Annotated in this window: 19 protein-coding genes; 16 read left to right on the top strand and 3 right to left on the bottom strand. The window is 64.6% G+C overall.

What is annotated here, in order from left to right; translation table 11 throughout:
• The 3 genes from gatA to ABD884_RS16080 all read left to right on the top strand — a co-directional run bounded on the left by gatA (window position 1) and on the right by ABD884_RS16080 (window position 3,908).
• The gene (gene gatA / locus ABD884_RS16090) at window positions 1-1,596 is read left to right on the top strand and encodes an Asp-tRNA(Asn)/Glu-tRNA(Gln) amidotransferase subunit GatA (protein WP_345047825.1); all 1,596 of its coding nucleotides are present in this window, start codon (window positions 1-3) and stop codon (window positions 1,594-1,596) included.
• On the top strand, window positions 1,596-3,104 hold the full coding sequence (gatB, locus tag ABD884_RS16085; RefSeq protein WP_345047819.1) for an Asp-tRNA(Asn)/Glu-tRNA(Gln) amidotransferase subunit GatB: 1,509 nt from the start codon (window positions 1,596-1,598) through the stop codon (window positions 3,102-3,104). Before gatA ends, gatB begins: the two co-directional genes overlap by 1 nt.
• Before the next feature lie 192 nt (window positions 3,105-3,296).
• Window positions 3,297-3,908 (top strand): hypothetical protein, encoded by a 612-nt coding sequence (locus ABD884_RS16080; protein WP_345047816.1) that lies wholly within the window; start codon window positions 3,297-3,299, stop codon window positions 3,906-3,908.
• A gap of 84 nt (window positions 3,909-3,992) precedes the next feature.
• On the opposite strand, the gene ABD884_RS16075 is transcribed toward ABD884_RS16080, so the two are convergent.
• A complete protein-coding gene (locus ABD884_RS16075; protein WP_345047814.1) occupies window positions 3,993-4,925 on the bottom strand; it encodes a LysR family transcriptional regulator in 933 nt (310 codons plus the stop codon).
• A 114-nt stretch (window positions 4,926-5,039) separates the two neighbouring features.
• Here ABD884_RS16075 and tdh point away from each other — a divergent pair, with 114 nt between their 5' ends.
• From tdh to ABD884_RS16020, 11 genes are all read left to right on the top strand, one after another.
• Window positions 5,040-6,086, top strand: a complete 1,047-nt coding sequence (tdh, locus tag ABD884_RS16070; RefSeq protein ID WP_345047811.1) for an L-threonine 3-dehydrogenase — start codon at window positions 5,040-5,042, stop codon at window positions 6,084-6,086.
• Window positions 6,087-6,140: 54 nt separating this feature from the next.
• Window positions 6,141-7,349, top strand: coding sequence for a glycine C-acetyltransferase (locus ABD884_RS16065; protein ID WP_345047807.1), 1,209 nt, complete (start codon window positions 6,141-6,143; stop codon window positions 7,347-7,349).
• Between the two features lie 5 nt (window positions 7,350-7,354).
• Window positions 7,355-8,755, top strand: a complete 1,401-nt coding sequence (locus ABD884_RS16060) for a 6-phospho-beta-glucosidase (protein ID WP_345054915.1) — start codon at window positions 7,355-7,357, stop codon at window positions 8,753-8,755.
• An 80-nt stretch (window positions 8,756-8,835) separates the two neighbouring features.
• Window positions 8,836-9,306 carry a pyridoxamine 5'-phosphate oxidase family protein gene (locus ABD884_RS16055; protein WP_035741678.1) on the top strand — a complete coding sequence of 157 codons (471 nt, stop codon included), beginning with the start codon at window positions 8,836-8,838 and terminating at the stop codon, window positions 9,304-9,306.
• Window positions 9,307-9,386: 80 nt separating this feature from the next.
• On the top strand, window positions 9,387-10,484 hold the full coding sequence (locus tag ABD884_RS16050) for an NAD(P)/FAD-dependent oxidoreductase (RefSeq protein WP_345047799.1): 1,098 nt from the start codon (window positions 9,387-9,389) through the stop codon (window positions 10,482-10,484).
• 11 nt (window positions 10,485-10,495) lie between these two features.
• Window positions 10,496-11,719, top strand: a complete 1,224-nt coding sequence (gene hutI / locus ABD884_RS16045) for an imidazolonepropionase (protein ID WP_345047796.1) — start codon at window positions 10,496-10,498, stop codon at window positions 11,717-11,719.
• 205 nt (window positions 11,720-11,924) lie between these two features.
• A complete protein-coding gene (locus ABD884_RS16040) occupies window positions 11,925-12,872 on the top strand; it encodes an SIS domain-containing protein (RefSeq protein ID WP_345047792.1) in 948 nt (315 codons plus the stop codon).
• A gap of 8 nt (window positions 12,873-12,880) precedes the next feature.
• Entirely contained in the window at window positions 12,881-13,837 is a 957-nt protein-coding gene (locus tag ABD884_RS16035) for an ROK family protein (protein ID WP_345047789.1), read from the top strand.
• A complete protein-coding gene (locus ABD884_RS16030; RefSeq protein WP_345047786.1) occupies window positions 13,834-14,787 on the top strand; it encodes a 1-phosphofructokinase family hexose kinase in 954 nt (317 codons plus the stop codon). Before ABD884_RS16035 ends, ABD884_RS16030 begins: the two co-directional genes overlap by 4 nt.
• The gene (locus ABD884_RS16025) at window positions 14,784-15,623 is read left to right on the top strand and encodes a class II fructose-bisphosphate aldolase (protein ID WP_345047783.1); all 840 of its coding nucleotides are present in this window, start codon (window positions 14,784-14,786) and stop codon (window positions 15,621-15,623) included. Before ABD884_RS16030 ends, ABD884_RS16025 begins: the two co-directional genes overlap by 4 nt.
• Window positions 15,624-15,646: 23 nt before the next feature.
• Window positions 15,647-16,438, top strand: coding sequence for a DeoR/GlpR family DNA-binding transcription regulator (locus tag ABD884_RS16020; protein ID WP_345047781.1), 792 nt, complete (start codon window positions 15,647-15,649; stop codon window positions 16,436-16,438).
• An 18-nt stretch (window positions 16,439-16,456) separates the two neighbouring features.
• On the opposite strand, the gene ABD884_RS16015 is transcribed toward ABD884_RS16020, so the two are convergent.
• Window positions 16,457-17,137 carry a histidine phosphatase family protein gene (locus ABD884_RS16015; protein WP_345047777.1) on the bottom strand — a complete coding sequence of 227 codons (681 nt, stop codon included), beginning with the start codon at window positions 17,135-17,137 and terminating at the stop codon, window positions 16,457-16,459.
• A 171-nt stretch (window positions 17,138-17,308) separates the two neighbouring features.
• On the opposite strand from ABD884_RS16015, the gene ABD884_RS16010 reads away from it, so the two are divergent.
• Window positions 17,309-18,073 carry a CPBP family intramembrane glutamic endopeptidase gene (locus ABD884_RS16010; protein WP_028266516.1) on the top strand — a complete coding sequence of 255 codons (765 nt, stop codon included), beginning with the start codon at window positions 17,309-17,311 and terminating at the stop codon, window positions 18,071-18,073.
• A gap of 191 nt (window positions 18,074-18,264) precedes the next feature.
• Here ABD884_RS16010 and ABD884_RS16005 read toward each other — a convergent pair whose 3' ends face one another.
• Window positions 18,265-18,903 carry a VOC family protein gene (locus ABD884_RS16005; RefSeq protein WP_345047773.1) on the bottom strand — a complete coding sequence of 213 codons (639 nt, stop codon included), beginning with the start codon at window positions 18,901-18,903 and terminating at the stop codon, window positions 18,265-18,267.
• Between the two features lie 246 nt (window positions 18,904-19,149).
• Between ABD884_RS16005 and ABD884_RS16000 the strand changes: the two genes are divergently transcribed.
• On the top strand, window positions 19,150-20,466 hold the full coding sequence (locus ABD884_RS16000; RefSeq protein WP_345047770.1) for a bifunctional o-acetylhomoserine/o-acetylserine sulfhydrylase: 1,317 nt from the start codon (window positions 19,150-19,152) through the stop codon (window positions 20,464-20,466).
• Window positions 20,467-20,470: the final 4 nt, after the last annotated feature.

Below are 20,470 nucleotides of genomic sequence, written 5' to 3'. Positions count from 1 at the left end.
ATGACTGAATTGAACAACACCGAACTCATCCGCCTGTCCGCAGCGCAACTGGCCGCCAAGCTGGCCGCGCGCGAGATCACATCCGTCGAGGTCACCCAGGCGTACCTGGACCGGATCGCCCTTGTCGACGGCGGGGCTGCTGGCATCCATGCGTTCTTGCACGTCAACACTGAAGAAGCGCTCGCCGTCGCCGCCGAGGTGGACGGGATCCGCGCGGCTGGCGGTGCCGAGGCCGAAGCGTTGCACGTACTCGCCGGCGTGCCCATCGCGGTCAAGGACCTCATTGTGACCGTTGGACAGCCCACCACGGCAGGTTCGAAGATCCTCGAGGGCTGGTACAGCCCCTATGACGCCACCGTCATCAAGAAGCTGCGCGCAGCGAAGATGCCCATTCTGGGCAAGACCAACCTGGACGAATTCGCGATGGGTTCCTCCACTGAACACTCGGCCTACGGTCCCACCCGCAACCCTTGGGATCTGGACCGCATTCCGGGCGGCTCCGGTGGTGGCTCCGCGGCCGCCGTCGCAGCTTTCGAAGCTCCGCTAGCCCTCGGCACGGACACCGGCGGATCCATCCGTCAGCCCGGCGCAGTCACCGGCACCGTCGGCATGAAGCCGACCTACGGAGCTGTTTCCCGCTACGGTGCCATCGCCATGGCGTCGTCGTTGGACCAGATCGGCCCGGTCTCGCGGACCGTGCTGGACTCGGCCCTGCTGCAGGAAGTCATCGGCGGCCACGACCCGTTCGACTCCACGTCGCTGACGGATCCGTTCGATACCCTTGTTGCCGCAGCCAGGACAGGCAACATCACGGGCATGAAGATCGGCATCATCAAGGAACTCCACGGCGAGGGCTACCAGGCCGGCGTCGAGAACCGTTTCAACGAGTCCCTCGAGCTGCTCAAGGGCGCCGGCGCGGAAATCGTCGAGGTTTCCTGCCCCAACTTCAAATACGCCTTGGGCGCCTACTACCTGATCATGCCGTCCGAGGTTTCGAGCAACCTGGCCAAGTTCGACGGCGTGCGCTACGGCTTGCGTGTCCTGCCGGAGGACGGCCCCATGACGATCGAACGCGTCATGGCCGCGACCCGTGCCGCCGGTTTTGGCGATGAGGTCAAGCGCCGCATCATCCTGGGCACCTATGCCCTGAGCGCAGGCTACTACGACGCGTACTATGGCTCGGCGCAGAAGGTCCGCACGCTCATCCAGCGTGATTTCGATGCCGCGTTCGCGCAGGCCGATGTTCTGATTTCGCCGACGGCTCCCACCACGGCCTTCAAGCTGGGTGAGAAGCTGGACGATCCGTTGGCCATGTACCTCAACGACGTGGCGACCATTCCGGCGAACATGGCAGGCATCCCCGGACTGTCCTTGCCGGGCGGCCTGGCCGACGAAGACGGTCTGCCCGTCGGCATCCAACTTCTGGCTCCCGCCCACGAGGACGCCCGTCTGTACCGCGTGGGTGCCGTCCTTGAATCCTTGCTCGAAGAGAAGTGGGGTGGTCCGTTGTTGGACCGCGCCCCCGTACTGCAGGCCCCTGCCCTGGAGGCACCCGCTCTCGGTTCCAGCTCCATCACCGCCGGAGGTTCCAACTGATGTCTACCGACGCCATCCTCAGCTTCGAAGAGGCCATGGAGAAGTACGATCCCGTCCTTGGCTTCGAGGTCCACGTGGAGCTCAACACCAAGACCAAGATGTTCTCCTCCGCCCCGAACGTCTTCGGCGACGAGCCGAACACCAACGTCAACGAGGTGGACCTTGGCATGCCAGGTGTCCTGCCGGTCGTGAACAAGACTGCGGTGGAGTCTTCCATCAAGATCGGCCTCGCCCTGAACTGCAAGATCGCCGAGTACTGCCGTTTCGCCCGGAAGAACTACTTCTACCCGGACACTCCGAAGAACTTCCAGACCTCCCAGTACGACGAGCCCATTGCCTATGACGGCTACCTGGACATTGAGCTTTCGGACGGCACCGTTTTCCGCGTCGAGATCGAGCGCGCACACATGGAAGAAGACGCCGGCAAGCTTACCCACATGGGTGGCGCCACGGGCCGCATCCAAGGTGCCGACTACTCGCTGGTGGACTATAACCGTTCGGGTGTTCCGCTGGTGGAAATCGTCACCAAGCCGATTGAGGGGGCGGGCAGCCGCGCGCCCGAGCTCGCCAAGGCGTACGTTGCCGCCGTTCGGGAGATCGTCAAGAACCTCGGAGTCTCCGACGCCAAAATGGAGCGCGGCAACGTCCGCTGCGATGCCAACGTCTCGCTCCGCCCGCACGGGCGCGAACGGTTCGGCATTCGTTCCGAGACGAAGAACGTGAACTCGCTGCGCGCCGTCGAGCACGCCGTCCGCTACGAAATCCAGCGCCACGCCGCCGTCCTGGACTCCGGTGAGCCGGTTATTCAGGAAACGCGCCACTGGCACGAGGACACGCGCACGACGACGTCGGGCCGGGCGAAGTCCGACGCTGACGACTACCGCTACTTCCCGGAGCCGGACCTCGTTCCGGTCCTTGCATCCCGGGAATGGGTGGAAGAGCTCCGCGCGACGCTGCCCGAGCCGCCCGCGGCTCGCCGCAAGCGGCTCCAGGCCGACTGGGGTTATTCGGACCTTGAGTTCCGCGACGTCGTGAACGCCGACGTCATGGACTCCATCGAGGAAACCATCGCGGCCGGCGCCAGCGCTTCCGTGGCACGTAAGTGGTGGATGGGCGAGATTGTCGGACGCGCCAAGACGGCCGACGTCGACCCCTCCGAGCTTGGCGTCACTCCGGCGACCATCGTGGAGCTGAACAAGCTGGTCGAGGGCGGCAAGATCAACAACAAGATGGCGTCGCAGGTGCTCGACGGGGTCCTCGCCGGTGAAGGCACCCCTGCAGAGATCGTCCAGAAGCGCGGCCTCGCGGTCGTGTCCGACGACGGTCCGTTGCTGGAAGCGATCGACGCCGCACTGGCGGCCCAGCCGGACGTTGCGGAGAAAATCCGCGGCGGCAAGGTGCAGGCCATCGGTGCGATCGTCGGCGGTGTCATGAAGGCCACCCGCGGCCAGGCCGACGCCGGACGCGTGCGCGAGCTGATCCTCGAGAAGCTCGGCGTCGAAGGCTAACCGCACCGTCTCCCGCCACACCCAACTAGCTCGCAGTTAACGTCGTTTTGAGCCCTCATAGCGACAACAAATGCGAGCTAGTTGGGTCTGGATCCACAGCCGGAACACAGCTTCAAGGCTCATCATGGAGTCATCAGTTCTTTGCTGCCCGCCCCTTACCGGCTCGGGGAGGAGCGGAGAAAGGATTAGGCCATGTCCACCATGACTCCGGGGCTTCGTAAAGCTCTCATCGCCGGCGGTATCGCCGTCGTCTTGAGCGGCGGTGGTGTGGCCGCAGTCTGGGCTGCCGGCCAGATCATCCCCTCGTACGTGGGCGCTTCGCCTACGAGCACCGCGTCGCCCGCTACCCCTTCTCCCGGCGCTACCGCGCCCCCTGCCCCTTCGCCCGGCAAGGCCCGGCCATTCCCCGTACTTCCGCGCGGTTTCGCAGGCCCAGGGATCCACAGTGAGTTCACGGTCAAGAACAAGGACGGCACATTCACAACGCTCGTGACACAGCGTGGCACCGTGCAGTCCGTCAGCGATTCGAGCATTTCCGTGAAGAGCGATGACGGTTTCACGCAGAGCTTCGCGATCACATCGTCTACCACCATCGTCAAGCTCGCCGGGGCCGGAACTGGAACGCAAGGCCGGCGGCCGTCGCTTCAAAGCATCAAGGCTACTGACCTGAAGTCGGGAGACACCGTTGTGGTCTCCGGCATCAAGAGTGGCAGTGCAGTCACAGCGAACCGCATTATTGCGGGTACCCTGCCCTCGTCACCCAACGACGGCGGACGGCGGCTGGGTTACGGGAGCAGCGTTTAGAGGGCGTCCCCTCCCGCAGCCAAGTAACTCGCAGTTTTTGTCGTTTTGAGCCTCCAAAACGTCAACAAATGCGAGTCAGTTGGGCTAAGAAGCCCCGGAAAGTTCGCTCATGACGGTCTGCAGTGCGTCGCAGACCGTCATGACCGATTTCCGTTTCAGGGTTTCCGGCCTCGCCAGGATGTCGATCTTGCGCACCGAATTCACCCCCGCCAGCGGACGCAACACCACGCCCGCGTCCAACACGCGCTGGGCGGTGAAGCGGGGGAGCAAGCCGATTGCGCCACCGGCCGCCACGAGCGAGGCCACCGTGGAGTAGTCGTTGATACGGTGCAGGACATCGGCCGGACGCCCGTTGACGGCGACGACGGCGGCCAGCACGTCCGCGGGGGAGTAGCCGGCGCGGCTGGTCACCCAAGGCTGCCCGACGACGTCGGCCGGCTTGAGTTCGCGGCGCGCCGCGAGCGGGTGCCCGGCAGGCAGCGCGACGTCGAGCGGTTCGTCGGCGAGGGGGATCACCGCGACCTTGTCGGTGGGCCACTCGGGACTGTGCTCCATGCGGTGCGCCAACACAAGGTCGTACCGCGCGGCGAGTCCCGGGAAGTCTTCCTGGGCGACGTCCTCGTCGGCGAGCTTCACCTGGGGCACGCTGTTTTCCGGATCAGTGCTGCGCGCGGCGGCCAGCAAGGCCGCAAGCGGCGCAAAGAGAGCCTGGCCCGCGCTGTGGAAGGCGCTCACGGTCACGGTGGAGCCCGGCGAGTCGTGGTACGCGCCAATGGCGGCACGGGCGTCCGCCATGGCGTTCACGACGGCGGCTCCGGCGTCTGCGAGGACCCGGCCCGCATCCGTCAGCACCAAGGCGCGGCCTTCCTTGCGGGTGAGGGGTACATCCACCGATTTCTGCAGGAGCGCGAGCTGCTGGGAGACGGCGGACGGAGTGACCATGAGGGTCTCTGCCACGGCCTTGACACTGCCTAGATCCCCTAGTTCCCTGAGCATTTGGAGCTGATGCACTTCCATTTAGCAAATGCTAAATCGTTGATTGAGAAAAACCTAGTTGTGCTAAACCGTTCGTGAGGTTTCAATGAAGTGAAACGGCACACAAACCGCCCCATCCCTGAGTGAGGAAGACCCATGAAGGCTCTCTACAAATCCGGTCCGCACGCTGGTTTTGAACTCGTCGAACGGCCCGAGCCGGAGGAAGGTCCCGGCGACGTCAAGATCCGTGTCATGACCACGGGCATCTGCGGAACGGATCTGCACATCCAGTCCTGGGACGCCTGGGCGCAAGGCATCATCGAAGCGCCGCTGATTGCGGGCCACGAGTTCTACGGCGAAGTCGTGGCCGTGGGCGAGGACGTACGCGACGTCAAGGTCGGTGACCGTGTGTCCGGTGAAGGCCACGTGGTCTGCGGAATCTGCCGCAATTGCCGTGCCGGCCGCCGCCAGATGTGCATCCACACAGTGTCCGTTGGCGTGCAGCGCGATGGCGCCTTCGCCGAGTACGTTGTCATCCCGGAGACCAACGTCTGGGTCCACCACGATCCCTCCGTCACTCCCGAGCTCGGTGCCATCTTCGACCCCTTCGGCAACGCCGTCCACACCGCCCTGAGCTTTCCGCTGGTCGGCGAGGACGTGCTCATCACGGGTGCCGGACCCATCGGGCTCATGGCAATCGCCGTCGCTCGCCACGCCGGGGCCCGCAAGATTGCCATCACGGACGTCTCCGCCCCCCGCCTCGAACTGGCCCGGAAGATGGGCGTGGACCTCGCTGTCGATGTTTCCAAGATGCGCGTCAAGGATGCGCAGCTCGAACTCGGCATGCGTGAAGGATTCGACATCGGCCTGGAAATGTCGGGACATCCCACGGCCCTGCCTGAGATGATCAACAACATGAACCACGGCGGACGCATCGCCATGCTCGGCTTGCCCAGCCAGTCCATCGATATCGACTGGGGCAAGGTGGTCACCCACATGCTGACCCTCAAGGGCATCTACGGCCGGGAGATGTACGAAACCTGGTACGCCATGAGCGCCATGTTGTCCTCCAACTCCGCTCTGCACCGCAACATTTCCGCCGTCGTCACGGACAAGCTGTCCGCCACCGACTGGGAAGAGGGCTTCGAAATCGCCCGCGCCGGCACGGGCGGCAAGGTTGTCCTCGACTGGACCGAACTCTAAGACGCCGTAAAGTCCGCCAAACCAGCACTCTACCCCCAGTACCAGGAGCCACCCATGTACTCAAGCATCAAAGACCAGCTGCAGGGCGAGCTTGACGAGATCCGCACCGCAGGCCTCTTCAAGACCGAACGTCACATTGATTCGCCGCAAGCCAGCCACATTGCCGCAGGCCAGCTCGGCGAGCCAGCGAACACTGTCCTGAACTTCTGTGCCAACAACTACCTGGGCCTCGCAGACCACCCTGACATCATCGCGGCCGCCAAGTCCGCCATGGACGAGCGCGGCTTCGGCATGGCGTCGGTCCGTTTCATCTGCGGCACCCAGGACCTGCACCTTGAGCTCGAAGCCCACGTCTCAAAGTTCCTGGGAACCGAGGACACCATCCTGTTCTCCAGCTGCTTCGACGCCAACGGGGGCGTCTTCGAGTCCCTGTTCGGGCCCGAGGACGCCATCATCTCCGATTCCCTGAACCACGCCTCCATTATCGACGGCATCCGGCTGAGCAAAGCCAAGCGCTTCCGTTATGCCAACCAGGACATGGCCGACCTTGAAGCCAAGCTGATCGAGGCTTCAACTGGCGAGGCGCCGGCCCGGCGCAAGATCGTCGTCACCGACGGCGTGTTCTCGATGGACGGCTACCTCGCCCCGCTCGAGGCCATCTGCGATCTCGCGGAAAAACACGATGCCCTGGTCATGGTGGACGACTCCCACGCGGTCGGCTTCATGGGCCCCACGGGCGCGGGAACTCCGGAACACGCGGGCGTTTCCGGCAGGGTGGATATCTACACCGGCACGTTCGGCAAAGCCCTCGGCGGCGCCTCCGGCGGCTACGTTTCCGGCCGCAGGGAAATCGTCGCCATGCTGCGCCAGAAGGCCCGTCCGTACCTTTTCTCCAACTCGCTGGCACCGGCCATCGTTGCAGCCACGATCAAGGCCATTGAACTGGTCCAAGGCTCAGGAGAACTCCGCTCCAGACTCTTCGAGAACGCCGCCTTGTTCCGGCGCCGCATGAGCGAGGAAGGCTTCGAGCTGCTCGACGGCGAGCACGCCATCATTCCGGTGATGTTCGGCGACGCGGTGGTTGCGGCGAAGGTGGCCGACGAGATGCTCCACCACGGAGTGTTCGTCACGGCGTTCAGCCATCCCGTAGTACCCAAGGGCGCCGCCCGGATCCGGGTGCAGCTCTCGGCAGCACACAGCTCGGAGGACGTCGAGGCGTGTGTCCAGGCCTTCGTGAAGAGCCGCGCCGCCGCGGGGCTCTGAGTTCCATGATCCTCACCATCCTGGGCGGCGGCGGATTCCGGGTTCCGCTGGTCTATTCGGCGCTGCTTGCGGACCGTGAACCTGGCCGCGTCACCGAGCTCAGGCTGTTTGATGCCGACGCCGCGCGCCTGGGCGTCGTCGCCAGGGTCCTCTCTGAGCTGGCCGAGGGAATGCCCGATGCGCCGATAGTGCGGTTGTTCACCGAGTTGTCGGAGGCATTGCCCGGTACCGACTTCATCTTCTCGGCCATCAGGGTGGGCGGGCTGGAGGGGCGTGCCGCCGATGAACGGATTGCCCTTGAACACGGCGTCATCGGGCAAGAGACGGTGGGCGCAGGAGGGATTTCCTACGCCTTGCGGACCATCCCCGTGGTTCTGGACATCGCCGAGGCCGTGAAAAAGCACGCGCCGGAGGCTTGGTTCATCAACTTCACCAACCCCGCCGGGGTCATCACCGAGGCCATGACGGAAGTCCTCGGCACCAAGGTGGTGGGGATCTGCGATTCGCCGGTCGGGCTGGCCAGGCGATGCCTCCTCGCAGCGGGAATCCACCGCGGCGCGGCGGCCTTTCGCGATGGCTCCGTGGAGATCGACTACTTCGGACTCAACCACCTCGGCTGGCTACGGGGACTGGTAGTCGACGGCGAGGACGTCCTGCCGCGCCTCCTGGCCGACGCCGGCGCTATCGAGTCCTTTGAGGAGGGCCGGCTCTTCGGCGCTTCGTGGATCCAGGCGCTGGGAGCGGTTCCCAATGAGTATCTGCACTACTACTACTTCAGGCGGGAAGCGCTCGACGCCGATCGCCGCGCCGAAAGCACCCGCGGCGCCTACTTGGCGCGGCAGCAATCGTCCTTCTACAACGGCCTCCTGAACGGGAACGACGGCGGAGCGGCGCCCGCCCTGCGGAGTCCGACGTCGAAGGCAGCCCTCGGGCTCTGGGAAAAGACCAAGCTGGACCGCGAAGAGACGTATATGCAGAGCAACAGGGACGCCTCCGGAACCTTCGAACGGGCACCCGAGGACCTGGTGACCGGCGGATACGAATCCGTTGCCTTGGCCATCATGCGGGCCATCCGCCAAGGGGAGGCGGCCCGCCTGATCCTGAATGTCCCCAACAGGGGCACCTTGGCCGAGCTCGACGCCGACGCCGTCATCGAGGCACCCTGCCTCGTGGATGCCGGGCAAATCCGCCTCCTCCCCACCCGGCCGTTGCCGGACTACGCGCGAGGGCTCGTCGTCAACGCCAAAGCAGTGGAACGCGCAACCATCCACGCTGCCCTGACGGGCTCCCGGCGTTCGGCCTACAAGGCTCTGGCAATGAACCCCCTGGTGGATTCCGTCAGGGTGGCTCAAGAGCTCCTTGACGCCTACATCGATCACTTCGAGCAGCTTCAGTACCTCCGCTAAAGTCCCCGACCCTTGCCTGGCCCCTTGACCCGCACCTGGCCTGCTGTGCCGATCGGGATCCGGGGCCTAGGATCGGCACTATGAATAATGATGCAGTGCAAGCTCCCGCCGAGGTGTTGGATCCCCAGGAATGCTGGAATCTCCTGAGAAGCGTGCGTGTTGGCAGACTCGCCGTATGGCTCGGCGACCGCCCGGACATTTTCCCCATCAACTACACGGTGGACCACGGGACCGTCGTCTTCAGGACGGGGACAGGCACAAAGCTGGACGCCGCCCTGAGCGAATTCCCGGTGGCCATGGAAGTCGACGGTGTCAATGAGGACACCGGCGTCGCCTGGAGCGTTGTGCTCCACGGCAAGGCTGTCCCGCTGAAAGCGCCCGAGGACGTGGTTGACTCGTTCGCCCTCCCGCTCTTTCCCTGGCAAGCGGGCAGGAAGGACCACTTCGTGCGGATTCCCGCGGACTCAATCTCAGGGCGGCGCTTCACAGTCACGGCGCCCCTGACCTGGTGGACTCCCTACAGCGGCATCAAACCGTCGTCGGTGGAGTAACCCGAGCCAAGCCCTTCGAAACCGATCACTTCGCGACCGGTCCCCTTACATCCAGGCTTCCGCGCTGTCAGGATGGAGGGATGGCTGCAAATTATGATGTGGTGATTGTCGGTGGCGGCATCGCCGGGTTGTCGCTGGCTTCCGCTTTGGCCGGCCAATGTTCGGTGGCCCTCGTGGAAGCCGAACAAACGCTCGCCTACCACGCGTCCTCCCGCTCGGCGCGGCAGTTAATCCCCAGCCTCGGTCCGGCCGTCGTGCAGGAACTCACGGTACGCACGCTGGAACTCATGGCTGCCCGCGACGCCGAGTTGCCGGTACCGGTGTTGGAGCCGCGCTCGTTCATGTTGGTGGGCGACGAAGCGACGGTCCGCGCGGAAGCCAGCGGGCACATGCATTCCATCACGCACGCCGAAGCCCTTGAACTGTGCCCGGCACTGAATCCGGGGTCTTTCACGGCTGCGGGGCTGGATACCGGATCCTTCGCCTGTAACGCACCAGTGCTGCTGGAGGACCACAAGGAACGCGCCGAGGCCGGGGGAGTGGACATCATCACCGGCGCGCGGGTGCACTCGGCCCAGCGACTCGGCTCCGGATGGCAACTGGGGGCCGGGCTGGAGGGCTTCCAGACCGGCGTCGTCGTCAATGCGGCCGGTGCCTGGGCGGACGAACTTGCGGTGCTTAGCGGGGTGGAGAAGCTCGGATTGCAGCCGTACCGCCGGACGGCGGCGATCGTCGACGTCGAACGCCCCCTTCCGCCTGGCAGCCCCTTGGTGGCTGCGGCGGACGATTCGTATTATTTCCGGCGCGAAGGCGAACAAGTCCTGATCTCGCCGTCGGAGAAGGTGCCGAGCGGCGCCGAGGACGCGCGGCCGCGGCCCGGCGACGTGGAAGAGCTCGTGGCCCGGTTGAATTCCCTGACTTCGCTGGGCATCCATTCGGTCGCCTCGGCCTGGACCGGGCTGCGCACGGAAGCTGCCGATGGCGTACCGGTGGTGGGCTTCGACGCGGAGGCTCCTGGTTTCTTCTGGCTCGCGGGCCAAAGCGGCTACGGTTTTCAGACATCCTCCGCGATCGCCGAACTCGCGGCAGCTGCAATCCTTTGCCATGGTTCGGAGGCCAGTCCCGTATCCCGGACACCGGGGGCGCTCGCCGCCGCCCGTTGGTCCATCCGCCGTTGAACAATAGGTTCATGAGCGGGCAGACGAGCACACTGATTAGCAACATCGGCGAACTGATGACCCAGGACTCGGAGCATCGTGTCCTCCAGGATGCGGCCGTGGTGATCGAAGGTGAGCGGATCTCGTGGATCGGCCACGCCTCGGAGGCTCCCTCGGCCGATGAGCGCGTGGACGCGGGAGGCCGCGCCGTGCTCCCGGGATGGGTGGATTCGCACACGCACTTGATCTTCGCGGGGGACCGCACCGCCGAATTTGAGGCGAGGATGGCGGGCCAGAGTTATAGCGCCGGTGGCATCGCGGTCACCACCGGCGCCACCCGTGCCGCGAGCGACGAGGAACTGACGCGCCTCGCCGCCGGACGCGTGGACGAAGCCGTCTCCCAAGGCACCACCTACCTCGAGAGCAAGACCGGCTACGGCTTGGACCTTGAGAACGAGGCCCGCAGTGCACGCATCGCCGCGGCCACGGTGGACGAAGTCACCTACCTGGGCGCGCACCTGGTCCCTGCCGGCGTCGATCCCGAGGAATATACGGACCTCGTCTGCGGCCCGATGCTCGACGCCGTCCGCCCGTACGTGCGTTGGGCCGATGTGTTCTGCGAGCGCGGTGCTTTCACCGAAGGGCAATCCCGCCGCGTCTTGTCGGCCTGCCGTGAAGCGGGGCTGGGCCTTCGTGTCCACGGCAACCAGCTGGGTGAAGGGCCCGGTGTCCAGTTGGCTGTCGAGTTCGGCGCGGCGAGCGTTGACCACGTCAACTACCTTTGCGAGGCCGATATCCAGGCGCTCGCGGGCTCGTGGAGCGGCTGGGACGCGTCCACTGGATCGGGTTCGCGCGGCACAGTGGCCACGTGCTTGCCGGCCTGTGATCTCTCAACGCGGCAGCCGCTCGCTCCGGGCAGGGTTTTGCTCGACGCCGGGGTGCAGATTGCGTTGGCCTCGAACTGCAACCCCGGCACCTCATACACGAGTTCGATGGCTTTTTGTGTCACAACTGCGGTGCTGCAAATGCACTTGAGCGTCCACGAGGCCGTCCGGGCGGCGAGTTACGGCGGTGCGCTGGCGTTGGGGCGGGAGTCGGGCAACGACGTCGACGGCGAACGGGCGGTGGGTTCGATCGCCGTCGGGCACCGCGCCGATCTCCATATGCTCAGGGCGCCGTCGGCAACGCACCTGGCGTACAGGCCCGGCATCCCGCTGACGTTCGCTGTGTGGCGGGCCGGAGTCCGCGCGCTCTAGCAACTCAATACCGCAAAAGACGGTACTCAAATGCAGGGTCACTCCGTAGGGAGGGGCCCTGCTTTCTTCCTTCGGCATCCGAGAGTCTCCCACGATCCTTGTGCGATTGAAAATGATCGTTTAGTGTTTTTATAGATCAGAAAACGTCAAATAGTTGAATACTGAAGTGCACGTCGAAGAAATGTGGACAGGGATGGTAAGTGTGATGAGCAACAATGTTCTCGGGGCCTTCATGGAAGAAGAACTTGTTTCGCAGCCCGAGGTCTGGCAGCGGGCCATCGAGCAATGCAAACTTGAGCAAGCCAAGGCAGGGCACCTGCTGCCCGCTGACGGCGAGCGGATCGCAGTCGTCGGGTGTGGCACCTCATGGTTCATGGCGCAGAGCTACGCTGCTGCCCGCGAAGCCGCGGGCAAAGGCCTGACTGACGCGTTCGCAGCGTCGGAGGCCTTCCTCAACCACAACAGCGCCGCTCGCCAGTACGACGCCGTCATCGCCATCACCCGCTCCGGCACCACCACGGAGGTTCTTGAGCTCCTGGAGGAACTGCGCGCTAAGGCTGTCGGTGGAAAACCCAGGACCATTGCGGTGATCGGCGATATGAACTCACCGATTACCGCCCTGTCCGACTCCGTCATAGGCCTGACCTACGCCGACGAGAAATCGGTGGTGCAGACCCGCTTCGCCACCACCGCGCTGGTGTACCTTTTGGCGAGCTTGGGCATCGAATTCGACACCGCGATCGAGCAGGCCCGCGGTGCAGTCACAGAGCCGGTGTCCCAGGAGTTCCTCGACGCCGAACAGTTCACCTTCCTCGGTACCGGCTGGACTGTCGGTCTGGCCCACGAAGCCGGGCTCAAGATGCGCGAAGCGGTCCAAGGCTGGACGGAATCCTATCCGGCGATGGAATACCGGCACGGCCCCATTTCCATCGCAGCCCCTGGCCGGGTCACCTGGCTCTTCGGTGCGCAGCCCGAGGGTTTGGACGCCGACATGGCCCGAACAGGCGCTCTCTACGTCAACACCGGCAAGCATCCGCTCGCCGAGCTGACCCGGGTCCACAAGGTCACCCTTGAGCGGGCACGCGTCCGTGGGCTCGACCCGGATGTGCCCCGCAACCTCACACGCTCTGTCGTCCTGAACGCCACGGCCTAGGTCTTCCCATGGTTCTCGGAGCCGCTGAATCCGCGGTCCTCGCCTTTGACGTCGGCGGTACGGACCTGAAGGCAGGCCTTGTCGACGCAAGCGGGAACATCCTTGGGCTGCGCCGCGTCGCAACGCCCCGTGATCCCTTGCGGGCTGGCGAAGCGATCCTGGACGCCGTTGAAGCGTTGGCCTCGGAGTTTGCCGCCGAGTTCCCCGGCCACCCGGCGAAGGCTGCATGCCTTGTGGTTCCGGGAATCGTCGACTCCGATATCGGTGTGGGGATCTACTCGGCGAACCTGGGGTGGCGGAACTTTCCCTTCGGGGAGAAGGCCTCGCAGCGACTCGGGCTGCCCGTCGCCTTCGGGCACGACGTCAGCGCTGCCGCCGAGGCAGAATTCCGTTTCGGGGCACCCCGGGATTTCCGAAACATCGTGGTCATGGTGGTGGGCACCGGGATCGCCGCCGCTGTCATCTCCGACGGCTACCCGGTCCGGGCGGGTGGTTTCGCCGCGGAACTGGGCCACGCCCTCGTTCCGGACCCGGATTCGGACTCCTCCGGCCACACGATCCTCGAAGCCGTTGGTTCCGCAGGAGCGATCGCCCGGCGCTACAGCGCAAAGGCCGGAATTCCACTCGCCGGTGCCCGCGAAGTCCTGGAAAGGGCCAAGGACGGCGATACCCTGGCGGCGCGGATCTGGGCCGACGCCGTGGACGCCCTCGCCTTCAGCCTGAGCCAATGTGTCAGCATCGTCGGCACGGAAGCAGTGGTGGTGGGCGGCGGTCTTGCGGAAGCGGGGGAGGGACTCCTTCAGCCGCTCCGTTCCCGCCTTGACGAGCTGCTCGACTTCCAACGCCGGCCAGTCATCATGCGTGCCCAGTTGGGCCAGGACGCGGGATTGCTCGGGGCTGCCATGCGCGCGCGAGCCTTGCTCCCGGCTGCGAAGGCCGCCTCCGGCACGCAGGCAAGGTCATGAAAACGGTCATCACCGTCACCCCCAATCCGGCGATCGACCTTAGCTACCACGTCGCCGGGATCACTCCCGGTTCGAGCCATCGCATCGGCACGCCCCTCAGCCGCGCAGGGGGAAAAGGCCTCAACGTTGCCCGCGTGGCGCACCAGCTCGGCCATCCAGTGTTGGCACTGGCTCCCACGGGCGGTGCGGTCGGCGCGGAATTCGCTGCCGAGTTCCGCAACAGTGGCGTGCCCCATCGCCTGATTCCAGTTGCAGCGGAAACGCGGCGCAGCATCGCCCTCGTGGATACGGTGGGCGGCGAGACGTCCATCTTCAACGAAGAGGGGAACCCCCTCCGGCCTGCCGAATGGCAGGCACTGGCTGCCGCCGTCGTCGAGGCCCTCGACGGGCACGGCGCCGGAGTGCTTGTCGGCTCCGGCAGCCTGCCGCCCGGCGCGCCGGCGGACTTCTACCCGGCGCTGGTACGCCTGGCGCACGACGCCGGGATCCCGGCCGTTGTCGATACCTCCGGTCCCGGAATCATCGCCGCCGCGCGGGCCGGGGCGGATCTGCTCAAACCCAACAATCACGAACTCCTCGACGCAACAAGGGAAAGCAGCCTCGAGTCCGCAGCACGGCACTTGATCGCTCTGGGCGCCAAGACCGTCCTGGTCAGTGCCGGCGCTGAAGGCATGCTCGCCTTCCACCATGCCACCCCCGGCGGCTATTGGAGCGCACGCCTCCCGGAACCGCTCAGTGGCAACCCCACCGGAGCCGGCGACGCCGCAGTGGCGGCGGCCGCCGTCGCCCTCGCGAACGGGATGACTGACATCACTGATATTCCCGGGATTCTCCGCCGGGCAACAGCCTGGTCCGCCGCCGCGGTTCTCATGCCGGCCGCCGGAGAAATCTCGCCGCTCCACACCGACCTCGAAAGCCAACTCATTCTCAGCTGGAAGGAGACCCCGTGACCCTCGTCAACACACGGGAACTCATGGATGCCGCCGCAGCCCATGGAATCGGACAGGGCGCCTTCAACGTCATCCACCTCGAAACCGCAGAAGGCCTGGTGGCCGGGGCGGAAGCGGCGGGCGTTCCCCTGATCCTGCAAATCTCCGAGAACTGCGTCCGTTTCCATGGTGGGCTCGTGCCGCTCGCCCGGGGTGCCATGTCGATCGCCCGGGACGCCTCGGTTCCTGTGGCCCTGCACCTTGACCACGCAGAGTCCGAAGAACTGGCCCTTCAGGCCGTCGACCTCAGTTTCGGGTCCGTGATGTACGACGGCGCCCACTTGCCGTATGACTGGAACGTTCAGGTCACGCGTCGGGTCGCCGAATACGCGAGGAAGCGCGGCGTCTACGTTGAAGCAGAACTCGGAAAGGTCGGAGGCAAGGACGGCGCCCATGCTCCGGGGGTCCGAACCGATCCGGCCGAGGCCCGCTCCTTTGTGGACGCCACCGGGGTTGACGCGCTCGCCGTCGCCGTCGGTTCCTCGCATGCCATGACCGAACGGAACGCCACCCTCGATCTTGCCCTCATCGCCCGGCTCAAGAAGGCGGCGAAGATGCCGCTCGTCCTTCACGGGTCCTCCGGCGTGGCTGATGAGACGCTTGTCGCGGCAATCCGGGCCGGTATGACTAAGATCAACGTATCCACACACTTGAACGGGTTCTTCACCCGCGCAGTCCGTGAGTACCTGGATGCCAACCCTTCTGTGGTGGACTCCCGCAGGTACATCAAGGCCGGCCGGGATTCCCTCGTGTTGGAAACCGCACGTTTGCTGACGCTGTTCGCGAAAGTGAACTAGTTCCAATCTCCGGAAGGTTTGTGATGACCCGCAACGATCGACTGACAGCCATCCTTGATCTCCTCGCCGAGTCAGGGCATGTTGAGGTCGAGGACATCGTGACTCGTCTAGCGGTCTCACCGGCCACGGCACGGCGTGATCTGGACAGCCTGGCCAAGCAGCGGCTCCTGAGCCGTACCCGCGGCGGTGCGACCACGGGATCAGTGGCCTACGAACTCCCCGGGCGTTACAACAGGGACGACCACGCGGAGGCCAAGCAACAGATTGCCCTGGCTGCGTCCGAACTCATTATGCCCGGGGCCGTAATCGGACTCAGCGGGGGCACCACCAACACGGCGCTGGCACAAGTCCTGTCCACCCGGGAAGACCTTAACGCACCTTCCAACCGGCCCATGCTGACGGTGGTCACCAACGCCATCAACATCGCCGCCCAGCTTGCCGTGCGGCCCAACATCAAGATCATGGTGACAGGCGGCATCCTGAACCCGCGTTCCTACGAACTTGTGGGACCCTATACCGATGTCGTCATGCAGAAGGTTGCCCTGGACATCGCCTTCATCGGCGTCAACGGCGTCGATCCGAAGATCGGCCCCACCATCACCGACGAGGGAGAAGCCATGGTGAATACCGCGATGGCGCGCCGCGCCACCAACTCCTATGTCCTGGCCGACTCCACGAAGATCGGCAAGCGTGCCTTCGCGGCCATGGCCGGGTACGATTTCCGTCGTCTCATCACAGATTCCGGCATCACCGCCGAGGACAAGGAAGCATTCGAAGCCGGCGGCACCGAAGTGATCGTGGCCAAGGGCGCCTAGCTTCGGGCGCCGTCGTCCCTAGAAGTTCATCGGCGGAGCGTTCATTACTGTTTCGTCCGTGCTTCGCTGTACCCACTGGCTGAATGGTGTGTCCAGATCATACTTGCCCTGATCGTTCCGGATGAGCGTCCGGAGGGCGGCGTTTTCCGGGTTGTTGAGGGACTCGAAATACTCCACCGACCAGTGGAACCAACGCATGCAGAAGAGGCGCATCGTCAGGCCATGGGTCACCAGCAGGGTGTTGGGCGCGTAATCGGGCTTCTCCCAATGCCTGTACAGCGTTTCCATGAAGGACGAAATACGGTCGAAGACATCGGACCCTGATTCGCCCTCTCGGAATCGGTAGAAGAAATGGCCGTAGAGGTTGCGAAGCTCCTTTTGGTCCCCGATGTCTCCGGCAATCTGGAAGTTGGCCCAGTCCTGTTCGCGGAGCCGGGGTTCCTCGATCACCCTTTCTGTCAGGCTCCCTAGATCCAGTGCCTCGAGGGTTTGGTATGCCCGAAGGTATGGCGAGACGTAGACGCACACAGGCTCGCCGTCGAGCTGCTTGCGCAACTCCTCACCTACGGCCTTGGCCTGCTCTAGGCCAAGCTCGGTCAGCGGGATGCGGTAGTCGGGCACACGGTTGTAGATGGAAGTGTCGGCATTGGCGGCGGATTGGCCGTGCCGGATCATGAAGATTCTTCCTGGCGCGCTCATCCTCCCAAGCATAGGGTCCATCCCTTCCCTACCCATGCAGGCGCTACCCGGCTCGTGCGGGCGCCGGGCGAATGCGGCCGGCTCCCGGCTCGTGCGGGCGGTTTGTGCGGGCGCCGGGCGAATGCGGCCGGCTCCCGGGAAACATCAGGCAAATGCAGGCAAGATAGGAACATGCTCCTTGCCTCAACGCGCCGGCTGCGCGCCGAAGTGCTGATTGTCCTCGGCTTGTCCCTGGGCCAATCGGCCGTGTACTCCGTGGTGCAGCTATTGGACAAGATGACGAGTGCGCCGTTGTCACAGGCAACGTCAACCCTTAATCGCTCCCAGAGCACGCGCGAGTACTTCGACCTCACCTACCAGTTGCTGGACATCGCTTTTGCCCTGGTCCCGGTGGTGTTGGTGTTCTATTTCCTGTCGATGCACCGCCAAACGGCGGAGAGCCCCTCGGGATTCACCCGGCTGGGCTTCAACTTCGCCCGCCCGGGCCGCGACGCGCTGCAGGGACTGGGACTCGCCGCCCTGATCGGGATCCCGTCGCTGGGTCTTTATGCGGCCGGCCGGGCACTGGGGATTACCACCGCGATCATCCCGAGCGGCTTGGATTCCTACTGGTGGACGGTGCCGGTGCTGGTGCTGTCGGCCATGCGGCACGCCGTCGTCGAAGAAGTCATCGTGGTGGGCTACCTCCTGGACCGGTTCGGGAAGTTCGGGTGGAGCACTCCCTTGGCGATTGTGCTCAGCGCGCTCCTACGCGGGAGCTACCACTTGTACCAAGGCTTTGGGCCGTTCATTGGCAACGCGGTGATGGGCCTGGTGTTCGGTTGGATTTACACCAAAACCAAAAGAGTCATGCCGCTGGTGGTGGCCCACGCCATTCTGGACATCGTGGCGTTCGTGGGCTTCAGCGTTTTCGGCAAGGCAATCGGGCTGGGGTAGGCGACACACAAATTCGCCAAGGACACCCACATTCGCGGGCGACACCCGGATAGGCGTGACCTCCGTCCGTTTGCGAGTCTTGGGCGAATATGTGACCGGTTAAAAGGTTTCGGCCGCCATTGCGGGTGACGTCATTGGCACCCGCATATGGCGGCCGAAGTTCTTCCGGGCCTTCCTGGTCCGGTGGTCCGTCAGATGGTGACGGCTCCGTTGGCGGTTTCAAACGTTACCGACATGATTCCGGGCGTTCCATGCGGGGCCATCCATTGGACGGCAACGTCCTCCAGCGGCTTCTCCACGGGTTCTCCGAGCCACTCGGTGACGCGTTCGGCCGAGCCGGCAATGGTAAGGCTGGACATCTTGACATTGCTCGGGTAGACGAGGGACGGGTGAAGTGCGGGGTCACCCTCCCAACGGAGCAAGTACGGGACCTGGGGGTCGGCGATGAGCCCCAGGATGCCGATTTGCGACCAGACGAGTTCGCGGCCGTCCGGAAACTTGCGATTGCCGGGGACAGCGGCGCGTCCGAGGCGTTGTTCGAAGGGGCTCAGGTCGTCAACAGCGACGCACCAGCCCATCCAGCCACCTCCGGCAGCGGAGCGTGCACGGACAGCTTGTCCAAAGGGTGCCTTGTCGGAGGCCGGGTGGTTAAGGACCTCGACAACCTCCAGGTATTTGTGGTCAGCAAGGGGAATGATCATGTTCCGGGTACCGAAGCGCGGATGCACTCCGCCCCGGACTGCGTCCACTCCCAATGCTGCGGAAATCCGCTCGGTGGTGGCCAGTAGGCCATCTCGTTCACAAGCGTAAGAGACGTGATCCATGCGCATGGCTTCATCTTGGCACTTTGTGATGGACCTCTCAGCTAAGTCAACCCTTACTAAGGTGGGATGTATCGAAGATGACCCTCCAAGTCACCTCATGTCGTACCAGGACCGAAAACTACAGGGTTCGTCACAAAGCTTCCGGAGGTGCGTAGCCCTGCCTAGACTTGCGGCAATAGTGGCCAGCGGGCTGAAAACCGCGGGCCCGCACACTGAACCACGGCCCAGAGCCACGAGCAACCAGGAGTCCGCATGTCCCAAGGATGGTCATTCGAAACGCGCCAGATCCACGCAGGACAGGAGCCGGACGCCGCAACCGGCGCCAGGGCGCTCCCCATCTACCAGACCACCTCGTTTGTCTTCCCCAGTGCCGAAAGCGCGGCAAACCGCTTTGCGCTGGCCGAGCTGGCGCCTATCTACACCCGAATCGGAAACCCGACGCAGGATGCGGTGGAACAGCGCGTCGCGAGCCTTGAGGGTGGCTTGGCTGCACTCTTGCTGAGCTCCGGCCAGGCAGCGGAAACGTTCGCCATCCTCAACGTGGCAGAGGCCGGCGACCATGTTGTCGCCAGCCCGAGCCTCTACGGCGGGACCTACAATCTGTTGGCCCACACGCTGAAGAAGTTCGGGATATCCGTCACCTTCGTCGAAGACCCGGACAACCTGGACCAGTGGCGGGATGCCGTGCAGCCAAACACCAAGCTGTTCTTTGCCGAAGTGGTCTCCAACCCGCGTCAAGACGTTCTGGACATCGAGGGCGTCTCACGGACCGCCCACGAGGCCGGAGTCCCGCTCGTCGTGGACAACACCCTGGCCACGCCCTACCTGATCCGGCCCGTTGAATGGGGCGCGGACATCGTGGTGCATTCGGCCACCAAGTACCTGGGCGGGCACGGAACAGCCATTGCCGGCGTCATCGTGGACTCGGGCAACTTCGATTTCGGCAAGGACCCTGAGCGCTTCCCCAACTTCAACACCCCGGATCCCAGCTACAACGGCCTGGTCTATGCCCGCGACCTGGGCAAGGACGGTGCACTCGGGGCCAACCTCTCCTACATCCTCAAGGCCCGGGTGCAGCTCCTGCGCGATCTCGGCTCGGCTGTGTCGCCGTTCAACGCTTTCCTGATTGCTCAAGGAATCGAGACCCTTAGCCTCCGGATGGAACGCCATGTGCAGAACGCCAAGCAAGTGGCCACGTGGCTCGAGGGGCGCGACGACGTAGAGTCGGTCGCCTATGCGGGCCTGCCTTCCAGCCCTTGGTTCGAACGCGGCCGCAAGTACGGGCCGCGAGGCACCGGAGCGGTGGTGTCCTTCACGATCCGTGGCGGGATCGACGCCGGCAAACGCTTCGTGGACGCCTTGGAACTGCACTCCCACGTGGCAAATATCGGCGATGTCCGCTCCTTGGTCATCCACCCTGCGTCCACGACACACAGCCAGCTGACGCCTGAACAGCAGGCCGTAGCAGGAGTGAACCCCGGCCTGGTGCGCCTTTCTGTCGGAATCGAGCACATCGACGACATCCTCGCAGACCTTGAGGCCGGATTCCGGTCAGCCAAGAGCGCCTAGACGC

It is taken from the genome of Arthrobacter methylotrophus (genome assembly GCF_039539965.1).
In the GTDB taxonomy this organism is placed as follows: domain Bacteria; phylum Actinomycetota; class Actinomycetes; order Actinomycetales; family Micrococcaceae; genus Arthrobacter; species Arthrobacter methylotrophus.
Note: the sequence above shows the minus strand (reverse complement) of the source record. Positions and strands in the feature narration are given on the sequence as shown.

Coding starts and splice junctions, on each gene's coding strand:
- gatA (WP_345047825.1), top strand. CDS start 1: ATGACTGAATTGAACAACACCGAACTCATCCGCCTGTCCGCAGCGCAA.
- tdh (WP_345047811.1), top strand. CDS start 5,040: ATGAAGGCTCTCTACAAATCCGGTCCGCACGCTGGTTTTGAACTCGTC.
- ABD884_RS16050 (WP_345047799.1), top strand. CDS start 9,387: ATGGCTGCAAATTATGATGTGGTGATTGTCGGTGGCGGCATCGCCGGG.
- ABD884_RS16080 (WP_345047816.1), top strand. CDS start 3,297: ATGTCCACCATGACTCCGGGGCTTCGTAAAGCTCTCATCGCCGGCGGT.
- ABD884_RS16060 (WP_345054915.1), top strand. CDS start 7,355: ATGATCCTCACCATCCTGGGCGGCGGCGGATTCCGGGTTCCGCTGGTC.
- ABD884_RS16030 (WP_345047786.1), top strand. CDS start 13,834: ATGAAAACGGTCATCACCGTCACCCCCAATCCGGCGATCGACCTTAGC.
- hutI (WP_345047796.1), top strand. CDS start 10,496: ATGAGCGGGCAGACGAGCACACTGATTAGCAACATCGGCGAACTGATG.
- ABD884_RS16075 (WP_345047814.1), bottom strand. CDS start 4,925: ATGGAAGTGCATCAGCTCCAAATGCTCAGGGAACTAGGGGATCTAGGC.
- ABD884_RS16000 (WP_345047770.1), top strand. CDS start 19,150: ATGTCCCAAGGATGGTCATTCGAAACGCGCCAGATCCACGCAGGACAG.
- ABD884_RS16020 (WP_345047781.1), top strand. CDS start 15,647: ATGACCCGCAACGATCGACTGACAGCCATCCTTGATCTCCTCGCCGAG.
- ABD884_RS16010 (WP_028266516.1), top strand. CDS start 17,309: ATGCTCCTTGCCTCAACGCGCCGGCTGCGCGCCGAAGTGCTGATTGTC.
- ABD884_RS16040 (WP_345047792.1), top strand. CDS start 11,925: ATGAGCAACAATGTTCTCGGGGCCTTCATGGAAGAAGAACTTGTTTCG.
- gatB (WP_345047819.1), top strand. CDS start 1,596: ATGTCTACCGACGCCATCCTCAGCTTCGAAGAGGCCATGGAGAAGTAC.
- ABD884_RS16005 (WP_345047773.1), bottom strand. CDS start 18,903: ATGCGCATGGATCACGTCTCTTACGCTTGTGAACGAGATGGCCTACTG.
- ABD884_RS16035 (WP_345047789.1), top strand. CDS start 12,881: ATGGTTCTCGGAGCCGCTGAATCCGCGGTCCTCGCCTTTGACGTCGGC.
- ABD884_RS16015 (WP_345047777.1), bottom strand. CDS start 17,137: ATGAGCGCGCCAGGAAGAATCTTCATGATCCGGCACGGCCAATCCGCC.
- ABD884_RS16065 (WP_345047807.1), top strand. CDS start 6,141: ATGTACTCAAGCATCAAAGACCAGCTGCAGGGCGAGCTTGACGAGATC.
- ABD884_RS16055 (WP_035741678.1), top strand. CDS start 8,836: ATGAATAATGATGCAGTGCAAGCTCCCGCCGAGGTGTTGGATCCCCAG.